Below are 19,564 nucleotides of genomic sequence, written 5' to 3'. Positions count from 1 at the left end.
TCGCGCGGACCACGGCGCATGTTTGCGCCACAAATTTAAAAAGGCAGGGAAATGTCGCCATTTCCCTGCCTTTTGCAATTTTAGCGGTCAGTTAACGTTTTGAGTTGTCTCTTCCTTCGCCGCGGAACCTGTCATCGAAGCTGTCGCGATTCTTGTTCGTTTCCCTGAGGGTGTCATCCGTTCCCCTGAATGGGTCATTGCTGATCATCGAATCGCCCATGCTTGATTCAGGATTGGCATTAGGCACATTGGAAAAGTTCGGGTCGGAACCAAGCCCGGCATTGTAGCCGGCCCCTGTGCCCATTGTCGCGTTTCCGCCAGTGCCCATGGTCGAATTTCCACCGGCACCTCCCATGACCGTGTCTTCATCGGTTCCGAACGCGGCTCCTTTTGTATCGTACCTGTCAGTGGAGCCCACAGGGTAATCATCCATCATACTGGATCTTCCCACCGATGAACCCCCAGACATCATGCCGCTCACGGAATCATCGCTCCAATTTGTCGGGTTTCGATCGTCCCGGGTATTCAAGTTTCCGCCGAGAGTATCGTAGTTTGCGTCCACTGTTCCTGTCCCGAATTCATTTCCGGTTCTCATTGTCGGATCGTCCATTGTCGTGCTGCCCGACCAGTCATTTGTATTTCCGGTCACGGCACCTGTCCTGCCCGCTCCCAGATTTCTTTCGTCTTCATCGACAAGAACAAGGATTTTGCCGGACTTTACGTCCCTTTCATAACGGTCCGCTTCGTCTTCCGGAATACCCATGCCGATCAATGCGCCAGTCAATCCGCCAGCTCCGGCACCTACCGCAGCACCTGTCAATGTCGCTGCGATCGGTCCAGCTGCTAAAATTGGCCCAACACCTGGAATCGCCAATGCTCCTACGCCTGCAAGGAATCCAGCCAAGCCTCCAAGCACTCCTCCAGTCGCGGCCCCAGTAGCAAGTCCTTCCTCTGTTTTCGTACCAGTTTCATCATGTATGTCGTCAATGTCGTCTCTGTCTCTAGCAACTACAGAAATTGCATCCCTGTCATAGCCTTGTGCTTTTAAGTCGTCAATCGCTCGTACCGCTTCATCTCCGTTGTCAAATACTCCAACTACTCGCTTATCCATTGATCTTCCTCCTTTAAAGGTTGATACAAAGATTAGTTACCCCCACAGGTTGTCCATTAATCCTCCAATAAATTACAATTACATTTCAAATGCTTGTCCGATGCGGGTTTCGACAGATCTTGCAACGGGTTATCCGAGGAGGATTGGCAATGTGGAGGGAGCCGGACGCCAATAGAGGGTATTTGGGTATGGTGGGCTTTGGGGCAAAAATCCGGGGGCAGAGGTTTAGCTTTATCTTGTTTGGGCGATTTGAGGTGTTTTGGCAATTTGAGGTGACTCGTCCGAATTTTGCGTGACATTCAAACCCGGTTTTGCCCTTGGAATGTCACGTATCCGAACTTTGCGTGACATTCAAACCCGGTTTTGCCCTTGGAATGCCACGCATCCGGACATTGCATGACATTTAAACTGGTTTATGACCTTCGAATGTCACGCATCCGGACTTTGCGTGACATTCAAACCCGGTTTGACCCTTAGAATGTCACGCATCCGGGCTTTGCGTGACATTCAAACCCGGTTTTGCCCTTGGCATGCCACGCATCCGGACATTGCATGACATTTAACCTGGTTTATGACCTTCGAATGTCACGCATCCGGACTTTACGTGACATTCTAACCCGATTATGCCCTTCGAATGTCACGCATCCGGACTTTGCATGACATTCAAACCCGGTTTGACCCTTAGAATGTCACGCATCCGGACTTTGCGTGACATTCAAACCCGGTTTTGCCCTTGGAATGTCACGTATCCGAACTTTGCGTGACATTCAAACCCGGTTTTGCCCTTGGAATGTCACGTATCCGAGCTTTGCGTGACATTCAAACCCGGTTTTGCCCTTGGAATGTCACGTATCCGAACTTTGCGTGACATTCAAACCCGGTTTTGCCCTTGGAATGTCACGTATCCGAACTTTGCGTGACATTCAAACCCGGTTTTGCCCTTGGAATGTCACGTATCCGAGCTTTGCGTGACATTCAAACCCGGTTTTGCCCTTGGAATGTCACGTATCCGAACTTTGCGTGACATTCAAACCCGGTTTTGCCCTTGGAATGTCACGTATCCGAGCTTTGCGTGACATTCAAACCCGGTTTTGCCCTTGGAATGTCACGTATCCGAACTTTGCGTGACATTCAAACCCGGTTTTGCCCTTGGAATGTCACGTATCCGGGCTTTGCGTGACATTCAAACCCGGTTTTGCCCTTGGAATGTCACGTATCCGAACTTTGCGTGACATTCAAACCCGGTTTTGCCCTTGGAATGTCACGTATCCGAACTTTGCGTGACATTCAAACCCGGTTTTGCCCTTGGAATGTCACTCATCAAAACTTTGCATGACAACCAAACCCGCTTTAACCCTTCGAATGTCACGCATCCGGACTTTGCGTGACATTCTAACCCGATTTTGCCCTTCGAATGTCACGCATCCGGACTTTGCGTGACATTTAAACCCGGTTTTACCTTTCGAATGTCACGCAAAAAGCGCTTGAATAACAGCCGAAACGATATCCGCCGCGCAACTGGGGTTTAACCCGAGTTGCCTTTCCTTTAATTGCAATAAAAAACACCCGCACAAATGGCGGGTGCCGTTACTCTATCTATTGTCCTCTGACTCAAAACCTTACTTCGAAAATACCGCTGCGCTTTGGCGGATTGCCTTCGCAAAATCCCCGCCCGTTTTGAATAATTCTCGGTTCAGGATGAACTCCTTCCCCGCGGTCAGGCAGATTTTTTCAGCCATTGCCCGAGTTTCCGGTTGTTCAATTGAGGTGATGTCCTTTACATGCGCCAGGCCGATGATTCTCCTGCACAGTTCCAGGCCCGCTACCGCCGCTGTATCCCTTAGTATCGAATCCAGGTAATATTCCCTGAATCCTTCATAGCGCGCGGTCCGCTCGACTGAGTTTTCGTCCCATAAAGCTAAAAACTTTTCCTTAAACAAATCAATCACTTCGGATATCGTGCGCTCCAAGTATTCCACTTGATCCGAAGGGCCCGTAAACAGCGCATTTACGTAGGCGAATATCAGGTTGGCCACGACATTGCCGACATCATATCCAGCAGGGCCGTAGAAGGCGAATTCGGGATCAATTACTTTTGTCGAATCTTCTTTAATAAAAATGGAACCTGTATGAAGGTCTCCATGGATGAGCGACTGCGCATTCGCCATGAATTCGAATTTCAGCTTTGCCGTTTCAAGGGAAAGCTTCCTGTCTTCCCAAATGAATTCCCTTACAAAATCCCTTGAACCGGGAAATACATCGTTCCTCGGACAATCATAAAATGGCTCGGTGTACACAAGGTCCTCGGAAATCTCGCATAACTCTGGATTGATGAATGATTTTACAAGTTCCTTCTTCTCTTTATGTCCCATCGCAACATCGGAAGTCAGCAAAAGGGTTTGGGCCATGAATGTTGAAATGTGATCCGCGAACAACGGGAATTGCTTATGCTTCATAAGCGCGCCCCGCATAATTTCGTGGTCTGACAAATCCTCCATCACACAGCAATTCATGATTGGGTCATAATGGTACATCTTCGGCACGAATCCAGGCGCGAGTTTATCCTGGAGCGAAAGGATTTCGCTTTCAATCCGGTTCCGGTCCGGAGAGAGTTTAAACTCATCGGAAATCCTTGCGACCGGCCCAGCTTGCTTGATGATAATCGACTTTCCGCTATTCACATCCACGACACGGAATACATAATTCAAATTCCCGTCGCCAATTTCTTTGCATGTTAATTCGGCATCCGCGGGGAAAAAGCCAAGTTTCGCCTTCGTGAATTCAATTGCTTCATCTTCATTCATAGTGAAGTATCCGTCTGTAAAAACCGCCATGCTGCAATCCCTCCAGGAGCCGCTCATTAATGGCGCGGCTGAACTTTTCAAATTATCTAAATTTTAACACGGCGGGACATGCGCAACAATATTTTTTCAATTTTTCTCCTATGGTTCGCCAAGAATCTTACCTGCTATACGTATTTAACACCTCCTGGCGGCAATCCCTGCCATGAATGCTTCCACCATGAAGGAAAGGCTTTCATTCAAGCTTAGATTCAGGCCGAATCCTCCTTTTTGTTCGAGTGAACAAAAGCCATGGATCAAGCTGCGCAAACCGCGGACCGCATGGAGTGCTTCCTCTTTTTCCAATCCGAAGGCGCCGAGGCTATCAAGGACGAGGCCGACAATTTTGCTTCCCGCGTCTTGTACTTCAGAGTCGGAAGGGTCCGGAGCATTAAAGGTTGCCTCATACACCCCTGGATGCTTCCTCGCGAAGCCCACATAACCAATGCTCAAGGCCAGTACAACATCCTTTTTTGAAAAGTTTTCCTTCGCATCCTCCAATGCCTGATAAAGATTGTTTATTCCGTAAATGGCCAGCTGTTTTTTAAGGCCGGGCAAGCCATCCACGTGGTTATAAAGCGATGGGGATTTAATATTCAATTCCTTCGCGAGATTGGCTAGAGTCACGTCCCCGAATCCCTTTCTATCCGCCAAATCCGCAGCAGTGCGGATGATCGTTTCCATATCGAGAGAGGTTTTTGGCCTTGGCGACATCTATTACACTCCTTTTTCAATCCTGCGTTCAACCCGCCTGATTGCTTTTTCCATTTCCTCAAGGGGGTCCTTCAGCATAACCCCATGGCCGCACGCGAGCACGCCTGGTTTCAATGAAGCAAGTTTCCTTCCGCTCTCAAGTGCTGTTTTCCGGCACCATGTTCCAAAAGCCGGGAACGGGAACATCGGCTTTAAATCACCGGCAACCGCAATCCCTCCCCTTGTCTGGAATGCATCGCCGGCTATGATGGCGCGCGATCTTATATCCAAAAACGCCATAGATCCGGGGGTATGGCCGGGGACATGAATTGCCTGCAATGAACCGACACAATCGCCATCTTCAAGAAAGAAGTCCGGTCTTGCCAATAGCTTTTTCGGCACTCCTCCTTTAATAGGCGTCTGGGTTTCGCGCGGATCCAGGCTCCGGTCGTTTTCCATCAGCCGCGCATCCCTGCTTGATATATAAATCGGGACATTTCCCAACGATTCCTTTAAAGAATCAAGAGCGCCAACATGGTCCTCATGGGCGTGTGTAAGGACAATTTTTGTAATCGGCTTACCAATCGACGCGGCCGCTTCAAGTATTCCCTTGGAGCTGAAAGGCAGCGCCGCATCGATGAGTGTCAGCCCCGTCTCCTCCTCAACGAGATAGCAGTTGACCGGAAAGATCCTGGGCATAAAAGCCAATTGATAGAGATAACCTTCTTTTGTTATTTTCACGTTTATCACCTTTAACTAATGTCGTTAGTTAAATTTTAACTAATGGCATTAGTTAAGTCAATCTCCGGATATAAAAAATTTCCACCCCAAAGGATGGAAACCTAATTTTCTATTTTTACTTTTTTTCAGGCCATCCTCACAAAGCCACCCAACACGTTTCATTACTGTGCCAAGATTATTTATCAGGGGAAGTTATATGCCTCCATATATGGTTCAATACCTCGGAAAAAACAAGGCCCATCGCTATGGCCCCGGAAAGCAGAAATGCCTTGCCCGCAAGGCTTAAAGCGGTGCTGTAATCGATTTCGACGAAATGCCGCATCGCATCATAGGATATCCCTCCCGGAACAAGCGGAATGATTCCGGACACGCTGAAGATAATGACTGGAGTACGATTTTTTTTTGCAAGCATATGGCTGATTACCGCTACCACAAACGCAGCTGCAAGCGTGGCCGAAACACTATCAGAGATGTATTTTTCTATTAAGAAATACACGAGCCAGCCGGCCATCCCTACAATACCGCATTTGCCAAGCATATTTCGGGGCGCGTTAAAGAGGATGCCAAAACCCGCCGTAGCAAGGAAGCTCGTAATGAGCTGTTCTAAAATTTCCAAACTTTACGCCCCCTCTCCTCAAACTAACATCAAGACAACCGCTACTCCCGAACCGATCGCAAAGGCGGTCAGGGCAGCCTCGGCCCCTTTTGAAAGCCCGGCAATGAGGTGGCCGGCGATTAAATCCCGGACAGCATTCGTCAACAGGAGGCCTGGAACGAGCGGCATGACCGAACCAATAATAATTTTATCCAGCTGGACTCCCAATCCCGCATTAACAAAAAGAAATGACACAATGCCAATGATCAACGAACCGCTAAACTCCGCGAAAAACTTGATTGGGATAATTTCTTGCAAATAGGTGGACACAAGAAATCCGAGTGCCCCCGCAACCAGCGCTGGCAAAAAATCAATCCAGACACCCTTGAACATAATCATAAAGCATCCGCTTGCGAGGGATGCGGCCACTGCCTGTATGGAGATTGGAAACGTGTGGCTCTTCTCATCTATCTCGGCGAGAAGCTTCACGGCCTCATCAAGGCCGATTTCTCCATCACTTATTCTTCTTGAAACAGAATTGACGAGCGTCACCTTTTGCAAATCTGTTGAACGCTGTGAAATACGGATGAGTTTTGTAATTCCAGGCCCTCCGTCTTCGGCTGTAAAAATAATCCCTGTGGGAACAACATAACTATGTGATTGCGCTATGCCAAAGGACGACGCTATCCGTGTCATTGTATCCTCGACCCGGTAGGTTTCAGCCCCGCTTTGGAGCATGATCCTCCCCGCTCTTAGGCAAACTTCCATTACGCCGTATAGTTCACTCCGCTGCTTGTCCAGTTCCATCACTCCAAATGACGTAAATTATTCTTGTTATTATATACTTTTTCATCAAGAAACTGAAAAGATATTTTTAGCAATAAAAAAAGTCACTTTTTCCGCCCCATACTTCAAAATTCCCTAGTTTAACTGGCTGAGATTTTCTGGTATTCTATTTAGGGAGGCGAAATATTTTTTCGCCTCAATACATGCATCCAGAAAGAAGTGAATCCAATTTGGATGAACAAAGATTGCTAAAACGGAATTTACTGATTATGTGGTTTTCGAACTTCTTTGTTGGCGGCAGCATGACAATGGTTCTCCCGTTTATTTCCCTTTATATCAAAACACTCGGGAATTTCTCCGAAACATACGTTCAGCACTGGGCGGGGATTACGTTCGCTGCAACCTTCGTGACAGCCTTCTTCTTCTCCCCGGTCCTGGGAAGGCTTGGGGACAGATATGGCAGAAAAAGAATCCTCATCGCGCTCGGGATGGGTATGTCGGTCTCCCTCTTCCTGATGGGCGTTGTCGAAACGGTTTGGCAGCTGTTCACCCTCAGGCTGTTCATGGGGTTTTTCGCTGGTATGGTTTCCATCACGCAAGCATTTATATCCACCCAGACCCCGAAACATATGGCCGGGAGGGTTTTGGGCACCTTGCAGACGGGCAGCATTGCCGGAACGCTGCTTGGACCGCTGATTGGCGGTTTTCTTGCCGATTCATTCGGCTATGCCCTTACGTTTAAAGGTACTTCGGCAATTATCCTGATTTCCGTCATCCTGATTTTCTCGGCGCGGGAACATAAGCTAAAACCGAAGGAAGATAAAAAAACGTTTTATACAAGAATTGAAGTTATCCAGCATATCCTTGGGAATCCCGCCCTGGCGACGGTTTTGTTCATCTCCATGCTGATCCAGGTTGCCCTGTTCAGCATCCAGCCAATCCTGGCGCTCTTTGTCAGTGAATTGCATGGACCGGAAAACCTCGCCTTTATATCAGGGCTCGCCTTTTCGGCGGCCGGTGTCGGAAATTTAATGATGGCAAGAAAATGGGGCGATCTCGCCGACAGGAAAGGGTATTTGAATATCCTGATTATCCTGCTTCTGTCAGGTGCGGCCATCTATACGTTCGGCGCTTTCGTCACGGAAGTTTGGCAGCTAGTCCTAATCCGATTCGGGCTTGGCATTACAACTGGCGGAATCATACCTGTCCGGATGGCCTATATCCGCCAGGAGGCACCGATAGCGATTCAAGGGGAAGTACTTGGCTACAATACAAGCCTGCGCTTTCTTGGGAATATCGTCGGACCTGTTCTGGGCGGATTCCTGGCCGGCAGCCTTGGATTCGCATCAGTCTTCATCGTGACAAGCGCTTTGCTGCTAATCAGCGGATTGACTTTATTGGCCGTTACACGGAGGATGCATCTATTGAAAAGCGGGGCGCATTGAGTGCCCAATACAAATAAGGGAAGGGCTGTTTTATAACGGCCCTTCCTTTTTTAATTTTTATGGGCATTAATAGGATTGACCGTTAAAAGGCAGGAAACCAACCTACTGTTGGCCCTGCCTTTTAAAATTGCAACAGTTACCCGATAATGATACGCTCCCTTGAATAGTGGAACTTTTCTTTCTTCGGTTTGCCCCTCAGCATAAACAGAAATGAGAAAATTCCAATCCTTCCGATGAACATCAGGACCATAAGGACCGATTTCCCCAATGTGCCGAGTTCCGGAGTGATGCCCAAGGACATTCCGGTAGTCCCGAAAGCGGAGGAAACCTCGAATAAAATTTCCTTTATCGTAAACGAGGGTTCAATAAATGTCATAAAAATAACCGAAGAACCGCAAATAATGAAGGCTGTCATGATGACGATGAACGATTTGACGATATCCTCCGGCATGATTTCGCGGTTGAAAACCTTGATTGTGCTATGGCCCCGAGCATATGAAATAATGGCCAGCAAGGCTATCGCAAACGTGGTTGTCCGGATTCCTCCACCGACACTGCTGGGCGACGCCCCGATGAACATGAGCAAGCAAAACAGCAGCTGTGTGGGCGTCGAAAATTCACTGATGTCGATTGTTGTTAAGCCGGCGCTCCTCGTTGAAGACGAATGAAAGGCTGAATAGAAAAAAACTTCATGCCAGGTTTTCCCGACAAACAGATGGTTCGACTCAAAAATAAAAATGAAGACGGTGCCGAACACGAGAAGGGCCGCAAAAGTACTTACCGCTATTTTCGTAAAGAGGGTAAACCGGAACTGATTCTTTTTCCGCCTGCTGGATAGGAATTCCCTGAATTCAAGAAGGACAGGAAATCCAATCGCGCCAACGATGATTAGAAGTATATTGACCGTCTGGACAAAGTAATCATTGGCAAACGGAATCAGCGATTCTCCCGTAATGTCGAAACCGGCATTCGTCGTGGCGCTCACCGAAGCGAAAAAGCCCTGCCTGAAAGCTTCCTGCCAGGTCGGAAAATAATCCAGGAAATGGACGCCCAATACGATAGCGCCAATCAGTTCGATTGCAACTATCAGAATAAGAACTTCCCTCAGCAACTTTACCATCCCGGATAACGCGGACTGGTTTTGGTCGGCCATAATGAGCATCCGTTCCTTGAGCCCGATTTTTTTCCCTAAAAGAATCCAGACGAATGTACCAAGCGTCATGACCCCTACGCCGCCAATTTGCAATATGAAAGCCAGGATAAATGTTCCCGTATAGCTTAATGTCTCATGGAGGGAAACCGTCGAAAGCCCTGTTACGCTTACGGCGCTGACGGCGGTAAACAGCGCGTCAATAAATGGCAGCTTTACATTTCCCTTCAGCGTAACCGGCAACATCAAAAGGAACGTTGAGAAAATGATTGCTGAAAGATAATAGAGCACGATAATCTGCACGGATGAAAGGCGTGCGGTTATTTCATTCAATTTAATTTTCATAACCAACCTCGATCTAATAGGATGATGGAATATCCACATTATATAAGATTAGCCTCGAAAACAGAAAGGGGAACCTAATTTGGCAATTGGCAAAAAAAATCCCCCGGCGTCTCGCCGAGGGATTAACTGCGGTTTTAAGCCTCTTGACTTTCGGTAATACTCTATCCGTTGCCGCTCCCTGCCATCTCCAGCCATTCAAGCTGCCGGAGCCTGATTCCGAACAGCGCCATCGGATCATGAAAGCGGGCTGGATTTTTCTTCATATCCGCTGCTTTCTGCCTGCAATCGGCAAGATCTTCCTGGGTTGCCGCGAGCGTTCCAAGGAGAACCTGGTGCGGGTTGAGGAAAAAGAGTGCTAAATCCCTCGAAATTGCTTTTTCAAACAAATCGAATTGCATTAAAAAGCGCTCATTTACCAGCCTGGCTGTATCAAGATAGTCTTCATTTTCCACAAAACTTTTGTATCGGTTATAAAGCATTGCATTGTTTTGCGGCAGGGCGCCAAGAAGCTTTCCTGCTCCTTTTAAAAAGATCTGTGACGGCGTCCTCCTTAAAAGCACATTCACCTTATCCAGCTGATAACTGTTGGCCATACGCCCGATATCTCTTTGCCAGTCGTCAAGGACGCGGAAATCACAATCAAGCCTGATCCATTCCCGGCCGTACAGAGTATTGAAGCTTTCTGCCATTTCATCAAGGAACTCCTGGATTTTGGAAAGCTCGGCGCCGGTCTCCTCAAGCCACTCACCGAGCGATACCCGTAATTTCGGAAGGGCCGTTTCATTCAGATAGGCATTCAGCCTCCTGTTCATCTCATCATTCAGGCTGAGATGTACCGTTCTGAAATCACTGTCCTCCTTAATGAAATCCGCCGTACCACGGAGAAGTTCAGGAATATCGGCCAATGTCTCTGCTTTCGCTTCATCCAGCCTCTTCCGGTAGGATTTCCGAACTTTTTCAATTCTTTCCGACTCGATATCCTCGAGCTGGTGAATCGCTCCAGTGAGCTTTGCAGCCATTTGTTCCTTGCTTTCGATTGTTTCCTGGATTCCTTTTTCCTGCTCAGCCCTTTGGACGAGAAGGTGGTCAAGTGTTTTCCGGATTAGAAGAAGCAGTTTATCAGTCCGGCTGCCAAGAATGCTTCTTTCCGGCGTTCCGATAACGGCAGCCTTCACAATGCTTTCAAATAAGCGTTCCCTGTCCGGGACAGGGCCGGCTTTAATAACTTCGGAATTTGGAAATGACCCTTTTATGACCAATGAAGCCTGCTCAAAAGCATGGGGGTCTGGCTCACCTGATTGGGTCAGCATAAAATGTATCGGCAGTCCCGGCGCCTGTTCGCGGATTTGCCCGAGGGCTTGCCGTTGGTCTTCTGTAAGCGGATCGGAAGCATCGACAGCAAAGAAAAGGCTATCCGCCAGATCGATATAGTCTAAATTTTCGGCGCTTAAAAAATCCCCTTCAAATTCCGGCAGATCGATGATTGATAAGCCCGCGTCTTTTAAAAATGGTACTGGCAGCAAAAATGTGCAAATCCCATTTTTATTTTCAGCTCCATCAAGCCCCCCAAGTTCTTCAGCCTCCAAAACCCCTGTGTCCGTTACGATGCTGACAGCTGCCTCATCGCAGTATTGGAAAGCCAGCGCGGAGGAAGCGATTGTTCCTGCTTCCGGGTAGGATTCCCCAAGAATCTGGCTGAGGACATGCGCTTTTCCGCTCCCTTTCAGCCCGGCAGTAACGATATGCCTTGTCCTGAAATTGGCAAGCTCTCCCGCAATCCACTCCAATCGGGGGCCGATATGCATACCCTGGCCCTCAGCCCATGACGAAATTTCCGAAATGAGCGCCAGCCCCTCCGCAAAGTCATTCTCTGTCCGTTTTGAATGAGCAAGTGTGGCTTCAGCGATCTCAACTGATTCCCTTGAAATTCCAGCGGGGTATCTCCCGCCCCACGCAAGCAGCGCGGATGCGGCCAGTCCAATGGCCCTTCTGTCCTCAATCGCCAGCCAGTTCGAGAGCAATGAAGGCATAATTGGCGCCAATGATTGAATCGGGTAGTTTCCCGAGGTAGTAAAATCCAGATAGCTTTCTTTATAGAGCAAGGATAATTCCGGCCAAATTCCCGCCGGTACCCCGTCCAAACCGCCGAGGAGCAAGTTGAATTCCTTAATCCAATCGAAATAGGTTTCCCTTCCCCGATAGGTTTTCCAAAGAGCGGCGGCAAGCTGGCCGAACCTGTTTTCATCCGTCTCGTAAAGGACAGTAAGGACTTTATTAAAATATACCGGCGGATAAGAAACAGTCGCTTCCCTTTCCACATAGGAAATGAGAATATCAGCCCATTCAGCGGATTTTGTCCTTACGATTTCATTTGCGGCTAATTCCGTGGCACTGTCCCAATCCGAGCGGCCTTCAAAAAACGAACGGGCCAGGCCTGCCGCGTCCGGATAGCCCGGATTTTCTGAGATAAGCCCTTTGATCGTCTCCGAAGCAGCATCTTCCCTGCCTTTTTCAATGTAAAGCGAAAACAGCTGAAGCGCGACCTCGGCTTTCAGGGAAGCATTCATCGATTCGACCGATTTATAAAGGTCTTCCGCTTTCGCAAGATCCCCAAGCTCGTAATAGGCATCCGCTGTATTCTTCACAGCCCACTGCCCAAGTGATCCATCGCTCCCTTCCCACTTCTGGATAGCGGCCTCGTAATCACGGAAGGCAAAATATACTTCCCCTTGCGCAAATCTGATTTCCGGAAGCCCCTTTCCCCCTTTTCGCCTCGCATCCAGGTATGCTTCCGCAAGGACGAGTGCCGGATGTTTCTCTACACTGCCCTCCATAAAACTTTCATAATACGTCTTTTCGATCAGCATTCTTTCGAGATTCATAGCGGCCCCCCTGATACTCACTGGATTTTGCATCTTGCAAAACTATTTTCCCAATAATTTTGATTATCCATTTTATTTTAACAAAGTAGTAGTAAAGATGCGAAGCGGAAGCAGTCCGGGCGGCGGGCGGTGGATGACGCGCCAAAATGGGCGGATCCCGTGGCTATATCCACTTGCAAGCATACTGTATAGGGACTTTTACCTATAATAATAAAAGGAGAATGCCCCACTGCATCCTTATGAGCATCTGAAGACTGGGCCCTGCTCTTTTGATGATTACCGCCTTGCATGGCGGGAATAGAATAGGAATGGATTTTTCTTTGAGCAAAGGAGGGCTGGAGCATGATTTACCTCGATAAAAAACATGATCCCCGCAAAAATGCCGGACTCATCTCGGAACTTATGGACGATAGCCCGAATGTGGGTAAAGCGGTCGCCCGGACGGAACAGCTTTTCATGGAGCACAGCGCCGACCCTGGAAGCTACTCCTTTGAACCGGAACAAAAGAGGCCGGTTTCAGGAATAATTAAACAATTTTTCACAACGATGCCGGTTTTCTTTTTTGCTAAAAAGACAAAGGCTGCCCTGGACGGCTCAACTACTGTTGTGGATGAAGAGGGAAAAGTGTACCCTTCCTGGAAATGCCTCCTTGACGAGGAATACAGACACTTGAAAACGGTCGCCGTAAAGGAAGTGAATGTCGAGGATTTCGGTGCCGTCGGGGACGGTGTGACAGACAATACCAAAGCATTCAAAAAAGCGCTCGGCATGGGACGGGTGACTGTCAGGATTCCTAAAGGCATTTTCGTTACGAATGAGATCCTTGTTCCATCGTGGACATGCCTTGTGGGAGAAGGGAAAGGAAAAACCATCCTTAAACTCCACGGCAAGGCGCCCAAGTCTTCCCAGCTTATAACCAATTCATCCCATTGGAAAGGCAATCGAAATATTCTGGTAGAAGGTTTGACGCTCGACTGGAGTGTGGAACGGCTAGGGAACGAAACGAAAACAGCAGCAGGTAATAATTTTTCAAGCTGCCTTCTTTTCGCGAATGTAACCTTTGGCTGGGTAAAGGATGTGGAGGCCATCAATCCTGGGCTCCACTGCTTCGATGTTTCCTCGACGATTTATAATTATTCGGGCGACGGCTACCGTGCGAGGGGCGGCAGCAACTATATTTGGCTTGATGGGCTGAATGGGTACGGCTTTGGGGACGATGGTGTCACGACCCATCATAGCGACAACATCCTTATCTCGAATTGCCATATGTGCGACCCAAGCGGCCGTGCCCATAAAAAGGGATTTTCGAATTCAAACGGATTTGAAGCGGATGACGGTTCCCGGAATGTGTGGCTCGTCAACAATTCGTCAACCCGGTGCTTCGGCGGAATCGAAATCAAGGCGCATGCGAATTCTTCGGCCGCCTCCAACGTCCACATCATCGGGCACCTCTCGGTAAACGACAACCGCTCCTTTAACTGGAGGCATATCGGCCATCATAAAAGCACAGATCCCGTTTCGAAGACCGCATTCAATATTAAAGCGACGAATCTCGTTTCGATTGCCCCGATACGCACGAACCTTTATGAAAACTCAAAACCAAGGGCGCTTGTTGTATCGGGTTACAGGAATGTCGCCATCAACAATTTTACCGCGATTGGTGATCCCGATTACGATTACCGGGGAGAACCAGTCATGGCCATCCAGTACCGCTCAAGGAATGTTGCCCTGGACAATGTTTCGGCCAGCGGTTTCCGGACGGCGGGGGCGGACATCAAATTATACGGCGGCGACAATTGCACGGATTTGGTCGCCATCCATAAACTTACTGTCCGAAATTCCGCCAGAGAAGCCATCCAGATCGGCAAAGGCGTCCAGACGGCCAGCGTCGGAACTGTACTGGTCAAGGGGAGCGAAAACCGCCCCCCAAAAAGATTAGTGTAAAAATTTTCGCGGTGCCTGTTTTCCAAAAACCTGCTATACTAAATTTTATGGATTTGAACAGAAAGAGGGAAGGATCTGCGCATCCTCCCTCTTTATCATTGCTCCGGCCTTGTCCGGAGACGGAAAGAAGGAAACGGAAAGTGGAACGAAAACAGAATTTCCGGACTTACGCCATACTGGTAGCGGTAATGGCCGCTTGGGGATTGAATGTAATCGCGACAAAAATCATTGTCACAGCATTCACTCCAGTTACCATTACTTCACTCAGGATTTTTACAGCCTGTGTTACCGTATTCCTGGTGCTGTTCCTTTTAAAAAAGGTCAGGATGCCAAGCCGGAACGAACTTATTTATACATTTGCCGCTAGCATCTTTAATGTGGTCTGCCACCACTATTTCCTGTCCGTTGGCTTGACGAAAACAACCGCTTCAAACGCGGGATTAATACTTGGCCTTGGACCTTTGCTATCGGCAATCCTTGCCGCGGTTTTCCTCGGCACCCGAATTACGGCGATTCGCTTTTGTGGAGTCCTGGCGGGGCTCGCCGGCGTTTCGTTCATTGTCCTTGAAAACAGCCCAGGTATTGGCGCTGTCTCAATTGGCGATTTTTTCATCTTCCTGTCCATCCTCACCCAGGCAGGCAGTTTTATTTTAATAAAAAAGGTATCCAGGACTATGGATGCGCGCCTGATGACAGGGTATATGCTTCTATTTGGGTCACTAATGCTCTTTTTTATCAGCATTGTACAGGAACCGGGCGCAATCAAGGAAATTCCCGGCGCTCCCGCCTTCGTGTGGCCTGTTTTTTTCGCATCAGCCATCATCGCGACCGCGCTTGGGCATATGTCCTACAATTCGGCCATTAGCAAAGTCGGTGTGGCGGAATCGGCGATCTTTATCAACTTAAGCCCTTTTTTCTCACTCGTGGGCGCCGCAGTCTTTCTTAATGAAACCATTACATTTTCCCACCTGGCCGGATTCATTTTGATTCTAGCTGGGGTCCTGCTTGGATCGGGCGCGCTTGAAGAATGGCACGCACGGGGGAAGAAGCCGTTCTGGAAACATAAAGCCCAGCAGCGATGATAAGAAATGCGCAAGCGCCCGTTTGTTTCCATTTGCCTAGTGAAACAATTTTTCCAGGAGTGGTTTTATGGAAAAGAAAAAACTGATTTTGTATTTTATTATCAGCAGCATCGTGTGGATTTTTGGAACCAACATGCTGCTTGCCCAATTTGAACCAGCACCTTATATTAGGATGATTGGCCATTTGAAAGAAACTTTCTTTGTTGTGGCCACAGGCATTCTTTTTTATTTCGCCCTTAAAAAGGCGGAAGAGCTAGATACAACAAAAATGGATAAACAGCGGTTATCCACATTAATCAATTCAATGGTCGACTTCGTCAATTTCAAGGACGGCGAAGGACGATGGGTGGAAGCGAACGATTTTGGCCTAAAGCTTTTCGGCCTTGAAGGTATTGATTATCGGGGGAAAAAGGATTCCGAACTCGCAGCCTTCAGTGCAAATTACTCGGATGCCCTTATCTATTGTGAAAAGACCGATGAGGAAACGTGGAAAAACCGTAAAATTACGCGGGTTGAAGAGGTCCTTGTTGGCCAAAGTGGCACAGAAAGGATTTTTGATACGATTAAAGTGCCACTCTTTCACCCGGACGGAAGCAGAAAAGGCCTTGTGATCATGGGCAGGGATATTACTGAAAAAAGGCGGCTTATCAATCTACTTGAGGAAAGCCGTCAGCAATATAAATCCCTATTTCAATACAGCCCGGACATCGTCTATATGACTGACCTGGAAGGAAGATTCATTGACCTTAATCCAAGATTCAAGGAAGTAACCGGCTATGACCCTGAGGAAGTGATCGGCAGGTATTTTCAAAAACTAATTCCAAGAAAGTACAAGGCAGCGCTGGAGAATTACTTTTCTATCGTCAGCAACGATAATGAGCCCCAGCATATTGAAATCGAAGTTAAAAGCAAAAATGGCGAAAAAATAATCCTTGAATGTACTTCCGTCCCAATGATCATCCATGGGGAAACAAGGGGTATCATCGGTTACGGCAGGGATATAACGAAGGTAAGGAAGACAGAGGAAAAATTGCGCCGTACCGAAAAGCTTTCGGTCGTCGGCGAACTCGCAGCAAGCGTCGCCCATGAAATCCGGAATCCACTGACGTCATTAATCGGCTTTGTTCAGCTTCTTAAGTCGGAAGATGAAAAACATCAATATTATTTTTCAATCATGGCGGATGAACTGAACAGAATAAACCATATTACAAGCGAACTGCTGCTGCTCGCGAAACCCCAGCAGCTCAAATTTATCCAGACGGACCTTCATTTGCTCCTGGCCAATGTTATTTCACTCCTTCGGCCAGAGGCGGCCCTGAATGAAATTGAGATCGAATCTTCCTTCGGAGAGAAGGAAAGTATCATTGAGTGTGAACCGAACCAATTAAAACAGCTATTCATCAATCTTATTAAAAATGCGATAGAAGCTTCACACCCGGGTGGCAAGGTTGCTATTTCAACCGATTGCCGCGATGATGGGCAAGTTGCCATTTCCATTTTGGACGATGGAGTTGGGATATCAAAGGAACGGCTTGAACGAATCGGTGAACCTTTTTATTCATCGAAGGAAAAAGGGACTGGCCTCGGCCTCACGGTCAGTTCCAAAATTGTTGACGCCCATCACGGGAAAATGGAATTTAGAAGCGAATTGAATAAAGGGACGAAAGTGATCATCAACTTCCCAGCCAATTGCATACCGAAAGGCTGCACTCCGATTTTGGAAGAAGCCTAAATCCTAATGAAAAGAACCTGGACGTTTAGTCCAGGTTCTTTTTTAGCAATCACCTTTGCTCTGGTCATTTATTTTCAAGTGCGTCCAGGCTTTCTTTTTGGAGCTCGTCGGCCAGTTTTTCGGCGAGCCTTCTATACATATTGCTCATATTGACAAGCGAGGCAATGAGCAGGGTCTTTTCCAACTCTTCGTCTCCTCCCTGGAGACGGCCTGCTTCCCTAGCGGCCCCGCTACTGCGTATGCCGGCTTCCGCTCGAAATTCGCGTTCATTTTCAGCTGATAGCGCAAGGAAAGCTGAATAAAATTCCCCAAGGTCCAAGCCCCCATTTACGGCCCGGGCGTTGATGCCGCTTAGAACGCCTTTGATATCCGTAATCGATAACGAGCCTTTTAGCTGGTAAATAAGACTAATCAAAATCAGGTGTCCGCGGGTGTATTTTTTCTTTTTAACAGGGAAAAACAGATTGCCTTTGGCATAATTGTTAATCATTGTTTTGGTAAGGATTTTCTCCTCCTCGTTCCGTCTCGTTTCCCCAAACGTATTTTCAAATAGCTGGATAACCTGATCCATGTATAAATCGATCGAGGGCATGTCCTCAAGCTGGATTTGTTTCTCGAATTTCAGGCTATCAATTAGTTCATCAAGGTCCTTCATCAGAAGCCTCCAATATATCTATGTGATTTAATTCCATTATACAAAAATTTTACGATTTTTTAAATATTGACTACATATCGTAATAGTAATATTATTTAAAGTAGTTATTGAAACTACATATTAAGTTAATGGGAGGTAATCTTATGAATGCATACATTCGTGAACCAATCAATGGATTAACACATCTTGCAGGCGCTGTGCTCTCGTTCGCAGGACTGCTCGCGATGGTCATCAAGGCGTCCTCCGAGACGGCTTCACCACTTGCGATTACGGCCGTAACCATTTTCGGAATCAGTATGATTCTCCTTTATTCTGCTTCGGCCACGTATCATATGGTCATTGCCAAAGACAAAGCGATTGCCTTTCTGCGCAGGCTTGATCATTCGATGATTTTTGTATTGATAGCAGGAACTTATACCCCGTATTGCCTCATCAGTTTAAATGGCGTGACAGGATGGGTGATGTTTGCCATTATAGCCACGGCTGCCATAAGCGGGGTTATTTTCAAAATGGTTTGGTTCAATTGCCCGCGCTGGCTGTCAACGGCCCTGTACATTGTGATGGGCTGGATGGTCATCTTCGTCGCATCGCCGCTTGCGGGAAGCATCCCGCGCGAAGGCCTGGCCCTTCTCGTCCTTGGCGGCATTTTATATACAATCGGAGGAATCATCTACGGCGCAAAGCCAGGCTTCCTCCGGACTAAGCATATGGGTTTCCATGAAATCTTCCACATCTTCATCCTGTTGGGAAGCCTTGCCCACTTTCTCAGCGTCTACCTGTACGTGTTATAGGAAAACCATTGGTGCTTGATTTTCTGCGAATCGCGATTGGAGCGGAACGTAAGCGGAAGTCTTTCCCTACGATGCCAATTCCGGGTGGCCGGGCGGCTATCCATTGCTGTTCGGGCGCTAAGCCATCTTTGAGTGCCAGAAAGAATGACAGAAGATTCCGATTCCGCACTCCAGCGGGCAGGCTTGATCTTTTGCTCGCCCTTATTCATATAAGAAAGCGGTAATTTTCGCTTTTAGCGGCGCTCATCTCAAATTTCCGAAGAATTGGTTGGGGCGATCCTTAACCTTTTCGTGGAGTTAGATCCACTTTATATGGGAAGAACCAAAAAAATTTACTTGTTAATTCCTACCTTATGGTTACCGCTTTCATTGCCGGATTGGCGGCTTTTTGGTTTTGGCGGGTTTATTGTTGTAATGCATGAAATAGTTTAAATTGTCAAATAAGTTGTTGACACAATAAAGTGTCTCTGTTAAATTATTTTTAAATAAAAAATTCGATGACGAGAAGAGTAAGCTGGGAAGACTGTTCCCCAGAGAGCCGGCACATGGTGGAAGCCGGCGTCCAGTGCCTGGCCGAAAATCATCTCCGAGATGCAAAGCTGAATCAGAGTAGGCTTTGACGGTCTTTCCGCCGTTACAAAGGAACACGTATGATTGTACGTTGGCTGAGTGCCGCACGCCTTTTGGCCGCTGCGGAAGTAGGGTGGTATCGCGAGTATTAACTCGTCCCTGTATTTTTACGGGGGCGGGTTTTTTATTTTAAAATAACAAA

Annotated in this window: 15 protein-coding genes and 1 other annotated feature; of the genes, 6 read left to right on the top strand and 9 right to left on the bottom strand. The window is 47.7% G+C overall.

Annotated features, from left to right (window positions below):
* Nucleotides 1-91: 91 nt before the first annotated feature.
* From DRW41_RS11980 to DRW41_RS11955, 6 genes are all read right to left on the bottom strand, one after another.
* The gene (locus tag DRW41_RS11980) at nucleotides 92-1,111 is read right to left on the bottom strand and encodes a YflT domain-containing protein (protein ID WP_115452239.1); all 1,020 of its coding nucleotides are present in this window, start codon (nucleotides 1,109-1,111) and stop codon (nucleotides 92-94) included.
* 1,619 nt (nucleotides 1,112-2,730) lie between these two features.
* On the bottom strand, nucleotides 2,731-3,945 hold the full coding sequence (gene mtnK, locus DRW41_RS11975) for an S-methyl-5-thioribose kinase (protein ID WP_115452238.1): 1,215 nt from the start codon (nucleotides 3,943-3,945) through the stop codon (nucleotides 2,731-2,733).
* A gap of 144 nt (nucleotides 3,946-4,089) precedes the next feature.
* On the bottom strand, nucleotides 4,090-4,665 hold the full coding sequence (locus DRW41_RS11970; protein WP_115452237.1) for a TetR/AcrR family transcriptional regulator: 576 nt from the start codon (nucleotides 4,663-4,665) through the stop codon (nucleotides 4,090-4,092).
* A gap of 3 nt (nucleotides 4,666-4,668) precedes the next feature.
* Nucleotides 4,669-5,385 carry an MBL fold metallo-hydrolase gene (locus tag DRW41_RS11965; RefSeq protein WP_115452236.1) on the bottom strand — a complete coding sequence of 239 codons (717 nt, stop codon included), beginning with the start codon at nucleotides 5,383-5,385 and terminating at the stop codon, nucleotides 4,669-4,671.
* A gap of 175 nt (nucleotides 5,386-5,560) precedes the next feature.
* Nucleotides 5,561-6,001, bottom strand: a complete 441-nt coding sequence (locus DRW41_RS11960; RefSeq protein WP_115452235.1) for a threonine/serine exporter family protein — start codon at nucleotides 5,999-6,001, stop codon at nucleotides 5,561-5,563.
* Nucleotides 6,002-6,019: 18 nt separating this feature from the next.
* Nucleotides 6,020-6,781, bottom strand: a complete 762-nt coding sequence (locus tag DRW41_RS11955; protein ID WP_181884533.1) for a threonine/serine exporter family protein — start codon at nucleotides 6,779-6,781, stop codon at nucleotides 6,020-6,022.
* 215 nt (nucleotides 6,782-6,996) lie between these two features.
* Here DRW41_RS11955 and DRW41_RS11950 point away from each other — a divergent pair, with 215 nt between their 5' ends.
* The gene (locus DRW41_RS11950; protein WP_439330870.1) at nucleotides 6,997-8,211 is read left to right on the top strand and encodes an MFS transporter; all 1,215 of its coding nucleotides are present in this window, start codon (nucleotides 6,997-6,999) and stop codon (nucleotides 8,209-8,211) included.
* 136 nt (nucleotides 8,212-8,347) lie between these two features.
* Here DRW41_RS11950 and DRW41_RS11945 read toward each other — a convergent pair whose 3' ends face one another.
* A complete protein-coding gene (locus DRW41_RS11945) occupies nucleotides 8,348-9,706 on the bottom strand; it encodes a TrkH family potassium uptake protein (protein WP_115452232.1) in 1,359 nt (452 codons plus the stop codon).
* A 161-nt stretch (nucleotides 9,707-9,867) separates the two neighbouring features.
* The gene (locus tag DRW41_RS11940) at nucleotides 9,868-12,588 is read right to left on the bottom strand and encodes a tetratricopeptide repeat protein (RefSeq protein WP_115452231.1); all 2,721 of its coding nucleotides are present in this window, start codon (nucleotides 12,586-12,588) and stop codon (nucleotides 9,868-9,870) included.
* Between the two features lie 342 nt (nucleotides 12,589-12,930).
* Here DRW41_RS11940 and DRW41_RS11935 point away from each other — a divergent pair, with 342 nt between their 5' ends.
* The 3 genes from DRW41_RS11935 to DRW41_RS11925 all read left to right on the top strand — a co-directional run bounded on the left by DRW41_RS11935 (nucleotide 12,931) and on the right by DRW41_RS11925 (nucleotide 17,346).
* Complete coding sequence (locus DRW41_RS11935; RefSeq protein WP_115452230.1) at nucleotides 12,931-14,532, top strand: glycosyl hydrolase family 28-related protein; 1,602 nt, start codon at nucleotides 12,931-12,933, stop codon at nucleotides 14,530-14,532.
* Between the two features lie 140 nt (nucleotides 14,533-14,672).
* A complete protein-coding gene (locus DRW41_RS11930; protein WP_245959421.1) occupies nucleotides 14,673-15,614 on the top strand; it encodes a DMT family transporter in 942 nt (313 codons plus the stop codon).
* 67 nt (nucleotides 15,615-15,681) lie between these two features.
* Nucleotides 15,682-17,346, top strand: coding sequence for a PAS domain-containing sensor histidine kinase (locus DRW41_RS11925; RefSeq protein ID WP_115452228.1), 1,665 nt, complete (start codon nucleotides 15,682-15,684; stop codon nucleotides 17,344-17,346).
* A 64-nt stretch (nucleotides 17,347-17,410) separates the two neighbouring features.
* Here DRW41_RS11925 and DRW41_RS11920 read toward each other — a convergent pair whose 3' ends face one another.
* The gene (locus DRW41_RS11920) at nucleotides 17,411-18,001 is read right to left on the bottom strand and encodes a DUF1836 domain-containing protein (RefSeq protein ID WP_115452227.1); all 591 of its coding nucleotides are present in this window, start codon (nucleotides 17,999-18,001) and stop codon (nucleotides 17,411-17,413) included.
* Between the two features lie 143 nt (nucleotides 18,002-18,144).
* On the opposite strand from DRW41_RS11920, the gene trhA reads away from it, so the two are divergent.
* Nucleotides 18,145-18,792, top strand: a complete 648-nt coding sequence (gene trhA / locus DRW41_RS11915) for a PAQR family membrane homeostasis protein TrhA (protein ID WP_115452226.1) — start codon at nucleotides 18,145-18,147, stop codon at nucleotides 18,790-18,792.
* 11 nt (nucleotides 18,793-18,803) lie between these two features.
* A complete protein-coding gene (locus tag DRW41_RS22685) occupies nucleotides 18,804-19,016 on the top strand; it encodes a hypothetical protein (RefSeq protein ID WP_142752231.1) in 213 nt (70 codons plus the stop codon).
* A gap of 264 nt (nucleotides 19,017-19,280) precedes the next feature.
* Nucleotides 19,281-19,526: a binding site (T-box leader), on the top strand.
* Nucleotides 19,527-19,564: the final 38 nt, after the last annotated feature.

The sequence above is a fragment of the Neobacillus piezotolerans genome, assembly GCF_003362805.1.
Classification (GTDB): Bacteria; Bacillota; Bacilli; order Bacillales; family Cytobacillaceae; genus Bacillus_D; species Bacillus_D piezotolerans.
This window is presented reverse-complemented; position numbering and strand designations above follow the sequence as displayed.